This window comes from Spirosoma aureum (genome assembly GCF_011604685.1).
In the GTDB taxonomy this organism is placed as follows: domain Bacteria; phylum Bacteroidota; class Bacteroidia; order Cytophagales; family Spirosomataceae; genus Spirosoma; species Spirosoma aureum.
The window spans coordinates 5,578,671-5,597,031 of record NZ_CP050063.1 but is presented as its reverse complement, the minus strand read 5'-3'; the positions used below and the strand labels follow the sequence as shown (position 1 = coordinate 5,597,031).

The 18,361-nt window shown below is 47.3% G+C and carries 8 protein-coding genes; 4 read left to right on the top strand and 4 right to left on the bottom strand.

Features of this window, described 5'->3' with window-relative positions; translation table 11 throughout:
* Positions 1-88: 88 nt before the first annotated feature.
* Entirely contained in the window at positions 89-1,984 is a 1,896-nt protein-coding gene (locus G8759_RS22270; RefSeq protein ID WP_167212638.1) for a RagB/SusD family nutrient uptake outer membrane protein, read from the bottom strand.
* Positions 1,985-1,996: 12 nt separating this feature from the next.
* Positions 1,997-5,146, bottom strand: coding sequence for a SusC/RagA family TonB-linked outer membrane protein (locus tag G8759_RS22265; RefSeq protein WP_167212636.1), 3,150 nt, complete (start codon positions 5,144-5,146; stop codon positions 1,997-1,999).
* Between the two features lie 248 nt (positions 5,147-5,394).
* Here G8759_RS22265 and G8759_RS22260 point away from each other — a divergent pair, with 248 nt between their 5' ends.
* The 3 genes from G8759_RS22260 (at position 5,395) to G8759_RS22250 (ending at position 12,893) form a co-directional block, all read left to right on the top strand.
* On the top strand, positions 5,395-9,417 hold the full coding sequence (locus G8759_RS22260; protein ID WP_167212633.1) for a hybrid sensor histidine kinase/response regulator transcription factor: 4,023 nt from the start codon (positions 5,395-5,397) through the stop codon (positions 9,415-9,417).
* A 526-nt stretch (positions 9,418-9,943) separates the two neighbouring features.
* Positions 9,944-12,184, top strand: a complete 2,241-nt coding sequence (locus G8759_RS22255; RefSeq protein WP_167212631.1) for a sensor histidine kinase — start codon at positions 9,944-9,946, stop codon at positions 12,182-12,184.
* A 133-nt stretch (positions 12,185-12,317) separates the two neighbouring features.
* Positions 12,318-12,893 carry a DUF7010 family protein gene (locus G8759_RS22250; RefSeq protein ID WP_197933042.1) on the top strand — a complete coding sequence of 192 codons (576 nt, stop codon included), beginning with the start codon at positions 12,318-12,320 and terminating at the stop codon, positions 12,891-12,893.
* A 124-nt stretch (positions 12,894-13,017) separates the two neighbouring features.
* On the opposite strand, the gene G8759_RS36200 is transcribed toward G8759_RS22250, so the two are convergent.
* Positions 13,018-13,146 (bottom strand): hypothetical protein, encoded by a 129-nt coding sequence (locus G8759_RS36200; protein ID WP_262890616.1) that lies wholly within the window; start codon positions 13,144-13,146, stop codon positions 13,018-13,020.
* A gap of 341 nt (positions 13,147-13,487) precedes the next feature.
* Between G8759_RS36200 and G8759_RS22240 the strand changes: the two genes are divergently transcribed.
* On the top strand, positions 13,488-15,836 hold the full coding sequence (locus G8759_RS22240) for an ABC transporter permease (RefSeq protein WP_167212627.1): 2,349 nt from the start codon (positions 13,488-13,490) through the stop codon (positions 15,834-15,836).
* 429 nt (positions 15,837-16,265) lie between these two features.
* On the opposite strand, the gene glgP is transcribed toward G8759_RS22240, so the two are convergent.
* Positions 16,266-17,945 carry an alpha-glucan family phosphorylase gene (glgP, locus tag G8759_RS22235; protein WP_167212624.1) on the bottom strand — a complete coding sequence of 560 codons (1,680 nt, stop codon included), beginning with the start codon at positions 17,943-17,945 and terminating at the stop codon, positions 16,266-16,268.
* Positions 17,946-18,361 lie beyond the last annotated feature (416 nt).

Genomic DNA, 18,361 nt, shown 5'->3' with positions numbered 1-18,361 from the left:
TGAAAGAGTTAATGAGTGAAAGAGTGTTTCTGAAGCAGAGCAAAATGACCCGGCAGGTTTTCGCTCATTCGCTCTTTCACTCATGCGCTTATTGGTTAGGGTTTCTGAGAATCAACGGATTGTTGTTGATGATCCCATCGTTGATGCGCGCATAATAGTTGCCCAGCCGGAAAATATGGCTTTGCGTTACCCGACCCGACAGTACTTTGCGGTACACCCATTTATTATGGTTGGGTCCGCCGGGATCGTAGATTTTGTACGGCCACAAACTATATACCCGTGTGCTCGGCTCGGTGGCCTTACCCGGTAATGTAGTCAGGTCGGAGTTGCTGCCATCCCATACGACGTGAGCAAGCCGCCACCGCTTCATATCCCACAAAATGTGATTTTCAAAAGATAGCTCCACTTTGCGTTCGTGAACAATCCGGTCGAACGTGATTTCAGAAGGAGTTAACGCTTTCGTGAGTCCTGCCCGGTCGCGCACCTGTTTCATATACCCGGCAGCTAACGCAGTCTGACCTAGTTCAAAGGCCGCTTCGGCGGCATTAAGCAGCACTTCAGCGTAGCGATAGCGCACATTCCAGACCTCACTCATCGTACCAATCTGCCCTGAACCAGTAACGGGGTCGTTGAATTTCCGCATATAAAATCCACTCTGCGCTGAGCCATCGTATCCTTCAATAGGCCCTGATAAACCTACTACCTGCACCGACGCACCGTTAACCATCTTGAGTTGGCCCAGTTGATCGCCCGACAAGATGCTGCCGTTGCCTAAAATCAGTCCGGCAAAGATGTCGATGGAGCGGTTTTTGAAAAGGTCTCCCGGCACCAGCACCGTTCCCCGAAGCCGCGCATCGCGTCCGGCGAAGAGATCTTCGGGTTTGTCGTAGTAGATATAGTCAGTAGCCGCGCCTTTATTTATCGGCAATGGCGCGAACGTATTATCTAACTTCTCGAACGACTGCACAAGGTTAAGCGAAGGATTCAACCTGCCTCCACGTTCGCCTTCTTCCGTAACAGCGCGTGGCTGATTATCTAATGCAAACGAGTGAACCTTACCACTTTGCAGTTTGTAATCCTCCACAAAAATCACCTCAGGGTTGTTCGCCTTGTCCAGGAAAATATTGGCGAAATTGGTGGAGAGGTCTGGCGCTTTCTGATAAAGCGAATACTGCCCGGAGTTAATCAATTCCTGAGCGGCATCCAGTGCTGTCTGGTAATACCCAGTTGCTTTAGCTACCGGAATGCCCACTTCGCCATCAGGTAACGTAACAGTCGGCGTATTGACACCATATTTGGCGATAGAACCGGCGTAGAGCGCTGCCCGTGATTTAGCGGCCAGAGCCAGTCCATAGGTAGCACGCGATTTCTCGTTGGGCGTTTTGGGCAGAATAGACTTGATCGCTTCAAGTTCGCTGATAACGTAGTCATAAATCTCCGATTCTTTGGCGCGGGGTTTACGGAGATAAGCCGCATTGCCACTGTAATCGTAGGTGAGCGATTCGGTAATGAGCGGTACTCCGCCCAGGCGCCTGACTAACTCAAAATAGACATTGGCCCGCAGGAATCGACCTTCGGCCACAAATCGGGCTTTATCAGCCGCGCTTAGTTTGGTTGCGGCATTGACCCGCTCGATGAACAGATTAATCTCTCGGATGTAGCCATAATCCCAATACGTTACTTCAGGATTATTTATGCCCGGAAAGACATAATCGTATTCCCTAGTCTGATGCCGCGGGTAGTCACCAGACGAGAAAGCTTCATCAAGGACCGCATAAATGCTAATTGTACCTGTGCCGGGCTCCTGAAAATCAGGAATACGGTTGTACAGGTCCGTTACCGCCGATAGCACCAGCCGGGGGTCGCTATAGACCTCATCGACCAGCAGAATACTTGTAGACTTGATATTCAGAAATTCAGAGTCGTCCTTGCAGCCGGTCGTTAACGAAAACAGGATGGCGAACGATAGAATGTATTTTTTCATGGTTGTGTCGGTTTAGAAGCTCAGGTTCAGGCCAAAATTGAGTAGCTTGGTCTGCGGGTATTGCAGCCCGTTTTCATCCTGTACTTCGGGGTCGATACCATAAGGCCGAGTGTTGTCGATGGAGAATAGGTTGTAGGTGTTCACAAACACGCGCGCCTTCTGAATCTTCACTTTTTGGGTCAGCAGGACTGGCAACGTATAGCCGAGTTCCATTGTCCGGTTGCGGAGATAAGAGATGTTGAGCAGCCACCAGGTCGAATTCTTATTGATGTTGCTATGTCCGGTATCGTTATAGCGAAGCGGAATTTGGCTACCGGCAATCCACGGACTGTCCGGATTGAGCGGGTCAGCCCGGCGCCAGCGGTCATCAAAGAGCAAATGCGGTACGTTACCCGTAGTCTGGTAAGCGTTTCGCTGTTCATTGATACGGTTAATCGCCATCATCCTGCCCCCGGAAAAATCCATAGCAAAATCAAATCCTTTGTATTGCAGCGTGAAGTTCAGACCACCCGATAAAATCGGTGTGTTGTTTATGCCGTAGCCGATGGGTCGTTCATCGCGGGTATTGATGACCCCGTCATTGTTCTGGTCGCGGTAGATCAAATCGCCCGGAATCATGGTCCGGTTTCCTTGCCCGTCGTTATTGACCGCGTAGTCGTTGATTTCATCCTGCGACTGAAACTGCCCGACCACTTCGTATCCCCAGAAAATGTTGCTCCACCGATCTGTTCGCGAATCGCGGTACTCAAGCAATGAATTACCGAAAAGTGGATTATAAGGAGTCAGGAACCGATTGCGGGCAAACGACAGGTTTGCGCCAATGGTGAAGCGAATGCCCCGCACGTTACCGTTATACGTCAGCGAACCTTCACCACCGGTAACGGCATCGCTCTCTAAGTTTTCCTGTGGCAACGCGTATCCCAATTCGCTGGGCACAAACACGTCGCTTTTTACGGCGGGTAATCCATCGCGAACCCGCCGGAAATAATCGAGCGTACCCGTGATCTTATTATTCAGCAGCGAAAAATCCAGCCCAATGTCGGTCACTTTGGCCGTCAGCCACGAAAGCCGATCGAAAGCAATCCCCCGATCACGAGCCGCTACGGTTGTCGTGCCCGACATAATGCCTATACCCGTGTTGTAATTGTAGCCAGGATTATAGGCGAACGGATCGAGTTCGACGTTGTTGGGCCGAATGTTGTCGTCACCAAGCTGCCCGTAGGATGCTCTCAGTTTAAGCTCGCTCAGGAAAGCGCCGTTATTGGTCCAGGCTTTGAAGAAAGGTTCCTCGGTAATGCGCCAGGCCAGTGAGACCGACGGGAATGTACCCCAGCGTTTCGAAGGGGAGAATTTCCAAGAGGCATCACGCCGGGCGGCTATTTCCACGAAATATTTATCGGCATAGCCATAGTTTATCCGACCAATGTAGCCTACCCTTGCCTGCGTAGAGTCGACGTCGTTATACGCCACAATATCAGCGAATTGCATGACGGGTAGCGAATTGGTTTTGGGCACAGTGCGGGCCTCTACGTTTCGGATACGCTTCTTCAGTCGCTCGGTTAGGGCGATGGCGTTAATGGAGTGCTTCCCAAACGTATTGGAGTAGAGTAACTGGATCTGCCCAACGTTTTCGTCAATTTTGTTCACCACCCGTTGCCGATAGGGGTTCTGACTACCACCCGTCCGATTGTATTGCTGAGTCGTTGGATTGTAGGTATACGTATCATAGGTGTACTCGAATACTTCGCGCTGGGCATCGCGGAACATATAGGAATACAGGCCCTTGATACTTAGACCTTTGATAGGGGTTTGGTATTCGGCTGTGGCCTGGGGGGTAATGGAGCTATACACTTCTTTGAGAAAGCCTGATCGCGTGTAGTTCAGATAGCCCCAGTTCGAAGCCGGGTTGCTGATGGTGTTGATATAATCAGGATTATCATTGGCGTAGGGGCGTTCGGTAGGGCGATTGCGTAGGATGGCCAACTTGGGTGCTACGTAGTCATCACCACCCGGCACACCCGGATTTTCGCGCGTTTCCTGCCGCCCGGCAATGGTTAGTCCCACTTTGATACGGTCTGAAATTCGGGCGTCAATGTTCGACTGAATATTGGTGCGGTTAAAGAAAAACTCGCGGCCCATCACCGAATTCTGATCCAGCCGCGTAGCGGAGATGTAGTAGTTAATACGTTCTGAGCCTCCGCTGGCACTGAGGTTTATGTTCGACTGGGGCGAGTTCGGTTGAATAATGAAATTATACCAGTCGAAACTCTGGTAACCGTATTCCGTCCCTGCTTTATACTTGTCTAATTCAGCCTGGGTGATGGCCGTCGTCCCATTGCGATTCACCTCGGCTTCTGCTTTTCCCAGATTCCAGTCGTAAGCGTTCACGACCGTCGGGAAGCGCGTCCAGTTCTGGAAACCGTAGTACGCATCCAGATTGATCGTACTTTTCTGGCCAACTGTTCCGCGCTTGGTCGTTACGATAATAACGCCGTTAGCTGCCCGCGAACCATAGATAGAAGCGGAGGCATCTTTCAGTACCGTGATCGTTTCGACATCATTGGGAGAGAGGTTATCGAACTGCGTTTTGTCTTTCGGCACACCGTCGATGATAAACAGTGGGTTACCACCCATATTCCGGATTTGAATAGTTGCCGCAGCACCGGGTCGGCCGTCGGGTTGCCGGAACTGTACACCTGGAATTTTACCGGCCAACGTTCCCGTTACGGTAGAAGCGTGAACCCGACCCACGTCGCGGGACGTAACAGCCGAGATGGCTCCGGTTATCGATTCTTTTTTCTGCGTGCCGTAACCGACAACAATAACCTCCTGCAAGCCTTTGGAATCCGGGACGATCGTTACGTCGATGGTAGTTTGATTGCCAAACGGCACTTCTTTCGTTAGGTAACCAATGAACGAGACAACCAACGTACTGCTTGTCTGTTCAGTTGGAATCGGGAGAGAATACAGCCCATCGGCGTTGGCTGACGTACCCGTCGATGTGCCTTTCAGCACAACAGTAGCCCCTGGCAGTGGCCCTCCGTTTTCCGCAAGGATTTTCCCTGAGAGCGTACGTTGCTGGGCTTGCGTATGCCTCCCAATCAGAAGAAATAGCAGAATTCCAACCAGCTTGATTGGCCTCAACCTGTAGTTGTTCTTCATAGAATGATTTTTGGTTAAAGGATTAAGGAGGAATTTGCCAGGCTGCCTAAAGCTTGGCATAATTCAAAGGAATGATTTTGCAATTTTAAGAAGTAGAGTTTACCTCAATCTTGACTTTTGATCAAATAACCAGGACAATTGTGCAGATTTTACCCCCTTATATCCAGTTTTGAATGATTGTGCGGATACAAATACATATAGCTGGTTTTATGATAATGCAACGAAAATGCCGCCTTAGGATACATTTTGTGAATCTTATTTTGTTGATTGTTAGTTTGTTACTTTCTATTGTCAGCACAAGTGAGGCTCAGAACTTTTATTTTAATGCGCTCACATCTGAACATGGGTTGTCGCACAATAGTGTTTTTAGTATCAAGCAGGACCATAAGGGCTTCATCTGGTTCGGAACGCGTGCAGGAATTAGCCGCTATGATAGCCAACGCCTTAAAAATTACCCGCTAACTGATTCTGACCCCAGTGCTGAAGGGGCCAGAGTCAACTGCCTTTATACCGTTGGGCATGCACTCTGGGTAGGAACTGCGGCTGGCTTGTTTCGGTATCTTTTCGATAAGGATGAATTTGTACCGGTATCGCTGGGAAAAAAATCAGTGAACGTATTGGGTATCCAGCGTGTATCGACAGGCGACTTATGGATAGGCAGTCCAGATGGAATCTATATTTTATCCGAGCGTGGATCAGTACGACAAATTCTGCCAGGGAAGCTCGTTCACGATATTTGTGAGTTCCGAAAAGGTTCTTTTCTGATTTTGCATAATAATACGCCATGCATCATCAATTCAGCTGGCGAAACCATAATTACACTCCCCATTGATGGGGAAAATCATCGGAAATCACATACGCTGCGCAACCATAAGCTTTTCAAAGATCGCCGGGGAGCTATCTGGCTGAGTACGGAAAACGATCTGCTGCAATTAGATGAAACGGCCATGATCTTCAGACCGTTAGAGTGGTTTGGGCGGCTTGTACGTGGGCAAGTACGGATAATCCGTACCGTTGTCGAAGATTTGGCCGGAAATGTCTGGATTGGTAGTGAAGCGGGGATTATTATGGTTGACAGCCAACGCCAAACTGCACGTAGCTATGATAAATCGTTTACGGCCTCTCCCTATGGCCTGACTGACCGGGCTGTTTATTCGAGCTTCGTGAGTCGGGATGGGATCGTTTGGCTGGGTACGTATTTTGGTGGGGTCAACTATACGAAACCCATCGGCATTTCATTCGAGCATCTTTTTCCAGCCACCGACGGGCAAACCATTGCGGGAAAGGCCATTAGTCAGCTTGCCATTGATGGGCAAGACCGTCTTTGGGTTGGCACTGAAGATGGAGGCATCAGTATTCAAGACCGGATTACTGGCAAGTATACATATCATAACCGGGCGAACGGTCTGAGCGACAATAACATACACGCTATTTTGATCGATAAGTCAGGAGCGGCCTGGGTTGGTACGTTTCTGGGTGGGCTAAACCGTATCGATCCGGTAACGGGAAAAAAGAAAGTATTTCTGCACAATCCGGATGATCCGACCTCGCTGACAAGTAATTACGTCAATGCACTCCACCGCGACCGAACCGGTCAACTTTGGGTGGGTACAACTCGGGGTCTGAATATTCTGGATGAGAAAACGGGTACCTTTCGACTCTTCAAACCTCAGGAGCTGGGAACCCGCTTTGTTGTCGATCTGCTTGGCGATACGTCGGGACGAATTTGGATTGCTACGTCGTACTCAGGTGTGTACCTGTACGACCCTAAACTCGACCAATTAACTCATTATGACGTCAGTAATACGCCTGTTTTGCGGAGTAATCAAATTATGAGCGTTTATGAAGATTCAGGCCATAATATATGGTTCGGTAGCCTGAATGGGGGGGCGAGTCAGTGGAGTTACAGGCAAAAAAAATTTATCAATCATCCAGTACAAGCTTACCTGTCTAATCAGACGGTGTATGAAACACTGGAAGATGACAATGGTACGTACTGGTTTTCGACCAACAGCGGGCTGCTTTCATTTAATACCAAAAAGAACACCCATCGGGTTTTCGACGGAAGTAATGGACTTGAGGCTACCCAGTTCAATTTTAAATCTGCCCTGAAAGACCATCAGGGTAATCTGTATTTTGGGAGCGTAGACGGACTTTGTTATTTCAATCCAGACAGCATTGCGAAACGGGTTTTTGATCCTCCAGTTTATTTTACCGATCTTAAACTCTTTAATAAGGAAGTCAGGGCCGACGGCGAATTGATGCTGACAAAGCGTCTTGATGAAACAAAAGAACTAGTTTTTAATTACGAGCAGAATGTCATTACGTTCGATTTTGTAGCCATCAATTATTTTTCGAAGCAGACCAATTATTATACGTATTACCTCGAAGGATTTGAAGAAACCTGGGGTCCGAAAACTACCGTTAACTCGCAAACGTACACGAATCTATCACCCGGAACTTACACGTTCCACGTTCGGTCGTATCAATCAAACGGCGATTTGTCGCCAAAGGAGCGTACGCTTCAGCTTGATGTGAAACCACCTTTCTGGCGAACGACCTTCGCCTATCTATTTTATGGGTTGTTCGGCATTGGTTTGCTGGTTCTGTATCGGCGGGTCATTACGTATCTGAACCGCCAGAAAATGGCCGTGCAGATGGAACGGGTCGAACGCGAAAAAAGCAGAGAGCTGAACCAGCAGAAACTGAATTTCTTTACGTTCCTTTCCAACGAATTCAAAACACCGATTACCCTGATTATTGCGGAGATTGACGAATTGATTCAAAACAACCAGGCCTGGCGCGCCGATTCAGCGACGAATTATAGTATCATCAAGAACAACGCCCGGCGGTTACAGGCACTGATTGATCAGATTACCGAACTTCGGAAGACAGGTCACGAAATTCAAAAAATCCACCTTGTTGATGCCGATGTCATTGCCTTCATTAAAGAAACATTGAAGGGATTCGATCCCCTGCTTCGGGCCAGGCAGATTTACAAGAGACTTACCTTTTCTCCCCCTTATCTGATGGCGTCGTTTGATGCCGGAAAGCTGGAAATGATAATTGGTAATGTATACTTTTACCTGATTGACCAACTGGCCGAAGGAGACGAACTGAATTTTGATGTTGAGATTACTAAGACTTCGGATCAGGCAACGGCGGAACTGCAACTCACCTTCACATTCAATGGCCAACCAGGCCTGTTGAAAAGCCTAGAAACCAGTTATCAATATGCTGGAAATTCAGAAGAGATTTTTGCGCAGAATAATTCGCTCAGTATAGGTATATTGTTAACATTCAGTCTGTTGAAAATGCTTTCGGGGCGCGTAATTTTTTCTGACATGAAGGACTGGGGCCGACTTTCACTATATATCCCCATACGAAAAACGCCAGTAAGCAAGGCAATAACGAACCCCAAAATTGAACACTCGATAAGTAGGCATATTGTCGATTCGTCGGAAGTAAATCTGCTGTGGGATGGGGAATTAGTTAGTTCCCCGGTTGACGATTCGTTACTGAATGATAAACCAAATCTGCTAATTATTGAACGCTCTAAAGAACTGGCACAGTTTCTGAAACGCCATTATGGAGAAACGTACCGTATTAGTGTGGCGACTACGTTTAACGAAGCGCTCAAGAAGGCCGAAAGCAGGCTGCCTGAAATTATTCTCTGTGACAGCAATATGCTCGATAAAGAGTATAAAAGCATCTGTCTGGTTCTAAAGAGCAATCCACAAACGCAACACATACCGATTATTCTACTACTGGAAAACGAGGAAGATAAAACGATTATTGAAGGCCTTAATAGTGGGGCTGAAGGATACATAAGCAAACCTTTCAGCCTGAAAGAGATGGATTTAATGATTACAAATCAACTGAAAACGGTATCCTTGTTAAAAACTAAGTTGACGGGCAGTCTGGCGGGCTCCTTGATAAGCACACTGCCTCGGCACAATAAAGATCAGGAGTTTGTGCTGCGGTTCGCTTCACTGATCAATCAGCAGTATAAAAATAAAGACGTAACGGCCGACGAACTGGCGCAGCAGATGAAATGCAGCCGGTCGCAACTGCATATGAAACTAAAAACACTAACGGGTCTGAGTACAAAGGAATACCTGAACGATTATCGCCTGATGTTAGCGCGTGAGTTACTCGAAAGCGGTACAAGCGTGACCGAAGCGGCTTTTGAAGTAGGTTTCAACGACCCAAATTATTTTGGTCGGGCCTTCAAAAATAAGTTCGGAATTACGCCAAGTAAGATTTACTAAGTTTAGGTCTGTACTGGGCAGTTTTACTTCTAGGCTTGATTTAACTAGGATTTGGTCCTGCCTAAATTATTGCTTTAGTACAATTTCAACCAAACTTATGACCGTTTACAAAACGCTTCAACAGAGAATTACAATGTTGGTCATATGCCTGACTCAATCCATACTATACAAGCCTGAAAACGTTCACGAAAAGCTTGCCTAACCTACTCCGGGAAAGTTTACTCTTTAAGCGATGAAAAGACCCACTAGGAGGGAAGACAACGCATTCGGGCTCTTTTTAACTAAGTATCCACAAGCCGAGTGCTGTCAGCTACTAACACAATCATACCTACTATCGTGAAAAAAGAACCCATCAGCAGTTTCTGGTAGTCTAGCAGTCCGCTCTATCCTATTTTTGAATGATTAGCCAATGACACTTCATCATGGACGCCCTGAATGGTTTTTAGTGAACCTATAACTAGTTATAGGTAGCTGGTTATCATTCATTTCACTAGATTGGCTTTAATTTTCCACCTGTTGCCTTCCCATGATTCGACTTTTATGGCTTTGCCTAATTTTCTGCCTGACCGCTGGCCCAGCCTTTGCCCAGGCTAAGCTTCCTGCCCGCTCCAGGCCTATTTTTACCGTGGACTCACTACCCGTCCAGGGCATCACGCTCAACCAGGACTGGCGATGGCACGAAGGAGACAACCCGAAGTGGGCAAATCCGGATGCCGATGATCGGAACTGGCAAGCAATTGACCCTAGTCAGGACATTGCCGAGTTACTCAAAACGCAGCCAATACAGATGGGCTGGCTGCGACTACATATGCGGCTGGATTCGGCGTTACTTGGCAAAGTAATCAGTATGCTGATTGAACAGCAGGTAGCCTCCGAGCTATACTTAAATGGAAAACTTATTGGCGGCTTTGGCCAGGTCAGCACAGACCCGACTCAGGTGAAGGCGTATAATCCGTCGGGTGCTAACCAGACATTAGGACAAACGATTCATTTTCTCCTGGGGCATCAGGCTCAACAGGTGCTGGCCATACGCTTTGCCCTCCAGCCAGGTATACGTTATTTAAAATTCTTCGATCGGCCCAATCCATTCCTGCTGATTCGGCTTTACCAGGCAGACCAACGGAACCAAAACCGATTTGACAGTATCGGTAACTTTGATCTAATGTTTTTAGACTATTTCAAAGTGGGGCTGTTTTTGATTCTTGCGCTGCTGCATTTGCTATTTTACTGCTTGTATCCGCCCCACAAAGCGAATTTTTGGTTTGGCTTGTTCTGCTTTTGTGTTGCTGCAATTTATTTGAATCAACCCATACACTATCAGTACCTCCATAGTGTATCCTACCGGATGGCCAGTGCTATCGCCCAGTGGGTCTTTATCTTTGGGGCGCACCTTTTCTTTTTAGGCGCCGTCTATACCCTGTTTAATAAACGAATCGGTATTGTCTTTTATACAGCCCTTTTTGGTTTTAGTGTTTATCTTGTCTTATTCACCCTGCAAGTGGCTATGCCTACCGACCTGGCTACTTTTTTAGCGCTGATCCTAACCGATATCGCATCAACCCGACGGCTGTTGCTGGCCGCTCGGAATCGAGGAAAAGAATATTGGATTTTAACGATTGGTGCCAGCGGTTTTGTGCTGTTGGTCACGGCTGCAATGATCCTTCCCTTGTTGTCGGTAAGTGGCCATATAAAATTCATATTAGCCCAAGTATTCTTCAATCTGGGTACGCTCAGTTTACCCCTCAGTATGACCTTATTTCTGGCCAGCGAATTTGCCAAAACCAACCGCTCACTGGCTAAAAAGTTGAAGCAGGTAGAGCAACTTTCCGCCCTGACGCGGGTTCAGGAAAAGGAAAAGCAGCAACTTCTAACCAATCAGAATGAAACCCTTGAACAACAAGTGACCCTCCGCACGGCCCAGTTGAAGCAATCGCTGGCTGACTTGAAAAGTACCCAGACGCAACTCCTGCAAGCCGAAAAAATGGCTACCATGGGCAAGCTCACCAAAGGCATTGTTGACCGGATTCTCAATCCTCTCAACTACATTAATAACTTTTCGCTGATGGCTAAGGAACTGCTTGAGGAAATGCAAGCAGTGATCCGGAAACACCAAACAACGTTTTCCGTTGACGAGCAGCAAGAACTGGACGATACCGCGGGGATGTTAGAGCAGAATTTAACCAAGATTCATACGCATGGTAACAGCACCGCCCGCATCTTACAGGATATGCAGCAGTTGCTCAAAGAGCGCTCGTCAAGCTACGTCCTTACGGACATAAATACTTACCTGACCCAGCATATTGAAATTTCCTTCCAAAAAGCCCAGGATACCTATGCGCCCACCGTACCGATCAAACTGGACCTAAAGCTAGCTCCTCAACCGCTACCAGTTAACTTATTGCCTGTTGAATTTGGTGATGTGCTGGATAGGCTGGTTGATAATTCGTGTTATACCTTATTGGAAAAATGCCACCATATAACGGGGTTTGACCCTCAACTGGAGGTGAGTACACAAGTGTTCGAGGATCAGGTACAGATTCAGGTACGGGACAACGGACTAGGCATAAGCGCACACGAACAAAAACAACTGTTTAGTCCCTTTTTTACCACCAAGGCTACGGCAAAAGGCACAGGCTTGAGCTTATATTTGAGTAAAGAAGTGGTGGAAGTGAATCTTCAGGGTCAGATGCGAATCGATTCGGTGGAAGAGGAATATACCCAGGTGACAATCTTCTTGCCGCTTAAGCTAGTGCTGGCAGTCTCTTAGTTAGACGGCTTTGTGGAGCTAAGCAACTGAAATTCCTTTTATCCCCTCCATTTACCTATTAGCCGGTTTGTTTCTAGCAGAGACAGGATCGTAGTTACTTTCGGCCAGCTAAATCCTGAACAAACTTTTATAGATGGAACATCCTGACCAAATCGATTCGGTAAAAGCAGCACAAACAGACATGAGAAGTGCTTACCTAAATGGCGCTACGGGTGTTCTCGTCTCCGGACTCGTATGGATAACAACGGCCGTTGTCATCTCCCTTTTTTCGACCAAACATGCGATTTGGGCACTGCTTGTCGGTGGAGCCCTTATCCACCCCATCGGCACACTGGTCAATAAACTACTAGGGGTGAAGGTTCCGATCAACAAAGACAACCCGTTGGCTAGTCTGGCGCTAGAGGGTACAATTTTTATGCGGATGAGTATCCCTGTCGCTTATGGACTTGCCTTGGTACGGCCGGCCTGGTTCTTTCAAAGCATGTTGATGATCATCGGAGGCCGGTACTTAACGTTTCATACACTGTATGGGAACAAGCTATACTGGCTATTAGGCGGTGTCTTAGGCTTGTCAGCTTATGGCTTATATACCTCTAACGCCCAGGCGATGATCACGACGCTCACAGGAGGATTAATCGAAATAGGTTTCAGTATCATTCTTTATTATGATTTCTCCTTTAGGAAACAAATAGGGGCTGCCAGATTATAAATTCAAGCAATATGAGTGGAGGGTGCAAGCTCAGGAACGCTGCTAGTGAGTCAAAGTGGATTGGCTATCTTTTTAAATGCCTGAGCCGCATCAAGTAGCCATTTCGGCTAAATGGCACTCGGGATTATACCCAGCCAAACTGCTCCAATAAGCGATCCTTATGCTGCCGGTATACAGGAATGTTGGCTCCCGTGGTCAAAATCAGGTACTTGCCTTCGCCCTTGACCAGTCGCTTACTATGGTCCAGATTCACGACCTACCGCCACCGTAGTCCGAATAATCTGTCGGCATTGACTCTTGGGTGCGCAAGTGGGGTTGAGTGAACACTGTTGACCGTCCTGACAGGTGGCTCGATAAATTTTCAGCAAATCGCCATTGTCCTGTGAATCAAAAACCTTGAAGGGTAGTGGCTTGCCAGCGGGAAAGCTGCTGAGTCATAAGGGATGACTTAAATCTGCAACTTATACTTGTCGAAGGTGGATTGCAAGTGGATTAATTTAAACTAATTTATTAGTTATATAACGTATTTATTAGTTATATTTGAAGACTTTTAGTTATTCCCAATTTTTCAGGGCACTCTAAGCTGGCTCGCTTATGGTACAGAGTTATGTCAAAATGGCTTGGCGGATTCTACGAAAACAACGGCTGTATAGTAGCCTGAACATCGTTGGTCTGGCCGTGGGTTTAGCCACTACGTTGCTCCTCTTATTGTGGATCAACGATGAACTTGGCTATGATCGCTTTCATTCCAATCATGGACAGATCGTTAAAGTGATGCTCAACATCACCTCGGAATCACAGACCCAGACCTATGGATGGGTCGCCACTCCCGTTGCCGACGCCATGCAGCGAGAGATTCCAGGGGTCAAACAAACCACCTGTTCATGGGAGCAAAAAGCCATATTTAGCTATAACGAGATAACCAGCGAGGAAAAGGGAATTGTAGCCGATTCGGCTTTCTTGCGAGTCTTCAACTTTCCACTTCTACAGGGGAATCCAGCCACAGCGCTTCTGGCCCCTAATTCGTTAGTGATTACCCGACATTTAGCCGAGAAATATTTTGGTACAGATAATCCAGTTGGAAAAATAATCCGGATCGACCAAACGACCGACTGTAAAATAGTGGGTGTTCTGGCTGATATTCCCAGCAATTCCACCTTACAGTTTGACTATTTACGACCTATGCCGACGCCTGCGGGCGCTGGTTCCTGGTTGGAAATTAAAGCCAATGTCTTTGCGGTGATTGATTCCAAAACCGATCCCGGAAAACTTCAGGCGCAGCTAAAAACCATGACGCAACGGCACATGCCAGACTGGTTAACCGGCTGGGCTTATTTCTCGTATAAACTGGATGACCTGTATTTACGGAGTAATTTCGAAAACGGCCAGTATGCAGGTGGTGGGCGCATTACGTATGTCCGTTTATTCGGACTCGTTGCGATTTTTGTGCTGTTGATTGCCGCCATCAACTTTATGAACCTGTCAACCGCGCGGGCCACCGGGCGAGCGAAGGAAGTTGGAGTTCGGAAAGCCGTTGGAGCGGGTAAATGGTCGCTCATCGGCCAATTTCTAAGCGAATCGTTGTTGCTTACCAGTTTAGCTGGCTTGGTCGCTTTGGGATTAATTCTGGTAGGGCTACCCTTATTCAATGGACTGCTTCAGAAACGTATCTCCATCGATTGGACTAATCCGATTTATTGGATGGGTTATGTTGGCGTGCTCTGGGGAACGAGTTTATTGGCAGGTTTATATCCAGCTTTCGTCCTGTCGGCTTTTCAGCCCGTTCGGGTGCTGAACGGATTGCGGGAAAGATCGGCTGTTAGCGTAGTTTGGCTGCGAAAAGCCCTGGTCGTTGTTCAGTTTACCGCTGCCAGTATGCTTCTGGTGGGAACCGGCGTGGTTTATCAACAGATTGATTTTATCCGAAACCGTAGTTTAGGCTATCAGAAGCAAAATCTGATTCGGTTCGACGCCAAAGGCCTAACAGAGCCTGAACCCTATAAACACGCCAAAACAATGCTGAGCAGCGTTCCGGGGGTGGCGGCTATTTCGAGCTCCAGCTCAAGTTTTCAGGGAACCTTCGGGCGGAATTATGTGGAATGGCGAGGTCAGGAAACGCCCGAGAAAACCATGTTTGTCGTCATCAATGGCGATCATGATTTACTGCCAACGCTGAAGGTGCCGCTTCAATCCGGGCGAGGTTTTTCTCCACAGTTTAGTACAGATAGTGTCGGTGTGATCATCAACGAAGCGGCTGTGCGCCGGATGAAATTCCGACAACCACTGAAACAGATGATCAGAGTAAATAACAAAGACTATCAGGTTATTGGCGTAGCGAAAGATTTTCATATTGCCTCTATTCATCAGCCGATTGAACCCACCGTGATACTTTACGATACCAAAAAATTCAGCTACTTCTTCGCTCGGCTGGATGACCAGAATCAGGCCAACACCTTGCGGCAATTAGCGGCAACATATCAATCCTTACGACCAGGTGCCCCGTTCAGCTTTCAATTTGTCGATCAGGAATACGAACGTGTATACCAAAGCGAGTTGCAGATCGGCACACTAGCTAACTGGTTTTCCGTTATCGCGATCTTTATATCCTGTTTAGGCTTGTTTGGGTTGGCGTCGTTTTCGGTTGAACGAAGAACTAAAGAGATTGGCGTTCGGAAAGTGCTCGGGGCATCCGTAACCAGCGTTTTTGTGTTGCTAAACAGGGAGTTTATCGGTTTAGTCCTTATTTCGCTGGTACTGGCAGTGTATCCCGTCTGGTATATTATGAATGGCTGGCTGGATAAGTTTGCGTACCACGTTCAAATTGGAGGAGGAGTATTTGTGCTGGTTGGTCTACTGAGTCTTGCCATCGCGCTGGTAACCGTGAGCCTGCAAAGCATTCGAGCCGCTTTGAAGAACCCGGTCAAAAGCCTGCGAACGGAGTAAATTAGCTCTCTGTCATACTATAGCGGGGAAGTTTTAAAATCTTTTGACCTTTAGTTCAGCCCAAACATCCAGGTGGCGGATTTTACGCAGGTCTGCTTGAGCGGTCTGATCTGGCGAAACACCCGTATTAAATGATTGGTGCCGAGACATCAATCTTAAATCGGAGGTTGTGTTGGACGATTTTTAAACTTTCACTTATCATGTAAAATGCTATCTGTTAGTACAACATAGGTCGAATTTGACCAGTTAAAGCACGTTTTAGCGATTATTTAGAAGAAGAAAAGTATCATTGGGACTGTACGTTTTAATAGCTATCAATTCAAATCCGAAGCTTACGCTGTTCCCAGGGGAATGAAGGAGAGGTATTCCTCTTTGAAGCCAAAACCCACTGCTACAAGCGTATAATAATTCAACAACTTCACCACCCAGTTATGGAGTGACAGTTTCGAGATGACTAGGAACGTCTTGTGGCAGAGAATACAGTTTTTCATAATATTCCGTGGCCATTCGGTTCGAGTCAAAGTAGGGCACTACATCGTGTATACTGGATTTCATGATACGCGTCCACTGCTCTGGCTTTTCATAATACATGGGTACAATCACCGACTCCAGAAGCGTATACAGGTTATCGGCGTCGAACGCATCTTGTTCATGCACGGGCCAGTTCAGGTCAGCTTCGGGCAATACGAAACTGTTGATCCCATTGCGGGCAAATTCAGGCATCCAGCCGTCGTTGGTTGAGCAGTTAATGGCTCCGTTCATAGCCGCCGTCATACCGCTGGTGCCCGAGGCTTCGCGGGTTAGCCGGGGAGTGTTCAACCATAGATCGGCACCCTGTTTAAGGAGCTTGGAAAGATACAATTCATACCCAATTAATACAGCACAATTGGCATAGTGTTTGGAAACATGAACCAGTCGATCAAATGTACCAATGCTGGTATAATCGAATGGATAGGGCTTCCCCGCCCAGATGATTTGCACCGGATATCGTGTATTGGTTAGTAGCCGATCAAATCGAGCTGGATCTGTCAGCAGAAGATCGGCCCGTTTATAGCCCGCAAATCGGCGGGCCCAGACCAGAGTAAAGACATCTGGATTGAAAAGATCACCTGTTTGATTAGCGACCAGGTCGAACAAGGCGTGTTTACTAGCGCGCTTGCTGGATTTCAACGTTGCATCGTCGTTACTGGTTGCTGCAATATTCAGTGCCGGGTTACCCCAGAAGGCCAGATTCTGAGCGTTTGTAATAGAAATCAGAGGGGCAATAGCTGAATAGTTTCCCCACATCAACTCACTTACCTGCCTATGTTTTTGGGAGACCGCATTGGCTCTTCCGGCCAGCCTTAAAGCACCTAAAGCCCAGTTAAACAGGTCATCCCTGATTCCGGTAATCTGACGAACTTCGTCTAGTGGCAGATAGTCAAAAAAGCCCATCCGATCCAGCAGGCGAATATCCGATCGCGGATTTCCAGCTTCTTCAGGGGTATGGGTTGTGAATACAAGCCGCTCCTGAACTGCCAAAAGGCTTCCCAGCTGATGATATAAATAAAATCCTAATGGTAGGGGATGGCTCTCGTTCATATGGTACACGTCGGGGAAGATGCGCAGTTGCTCAAGGAGTTTAGCCCCACCGATCCCCAGCAGAATGCTTGATGCAATACGGGTTTCTGGATTTTGATCGTAGAGTTTATGGCAGATAGTTTGCGACAGATAATCATTTTCCGGTAAATCAGTGGTCAGGAAATACGTTGGTATTGTATCGAAAACGGTAGGGGGTAAGAACAATGCCGTGACCCAGACAGATGTGTGATTAATCTGAATCTGAAATTTTAGATTCGTTGGCTGGAGAAAGCTATAGTGCTTTTCCATGAATAAGATATCCATCGTCTGATCGGCTTTACGCACCTGATCATAATAGCCGTATTTCCAAAGAATACCTACTGCCACAATGGGTTGTTGCAGGGTATAGGCACTTCGCATGTGTGAACCTGCCAGGAAACCTAGCCCACCCGAATAGGTTTTGAGCGATTGCACATAGGCAAATTCCATTGAAAAATAAGCGATCTTCCGCGCAAGTGATACGGGGCTTGAAGCGGCTACTTCCTCCATGATAAGCCGTGAAAGTATTGTGATAATTAATGCGCGAAGATCGGCTGGATTCAGGAGGATTGGACTGAGTTAAAACAGGACACAGACTGATTCCTGTCAGTTAAGTGATTTCAAACAGCACAATGCCAGCGATCACCCTGATCAGGTAACCGCAGCCTATGAAAAGGGAGTAAATGCTTACATTAAGAAACCTGCCACGAATGCCGCCTATGATGAACTAGTGAAGGCCATATCTTAAGGAAGCTGCGAAAGTGATAAAATCGCAATAAAAATCTAGTAATTGTTATTTTGGCTCTGGCTGTGATTTTTCGTTTTTGAAAACCACTTTGGCGACTACAGCCACCATTGAAGGTATGGGAATTCATGATGACAAACTCTGGAGGCAAGGCAGCCACATTTATTAAAATCCGACCGGC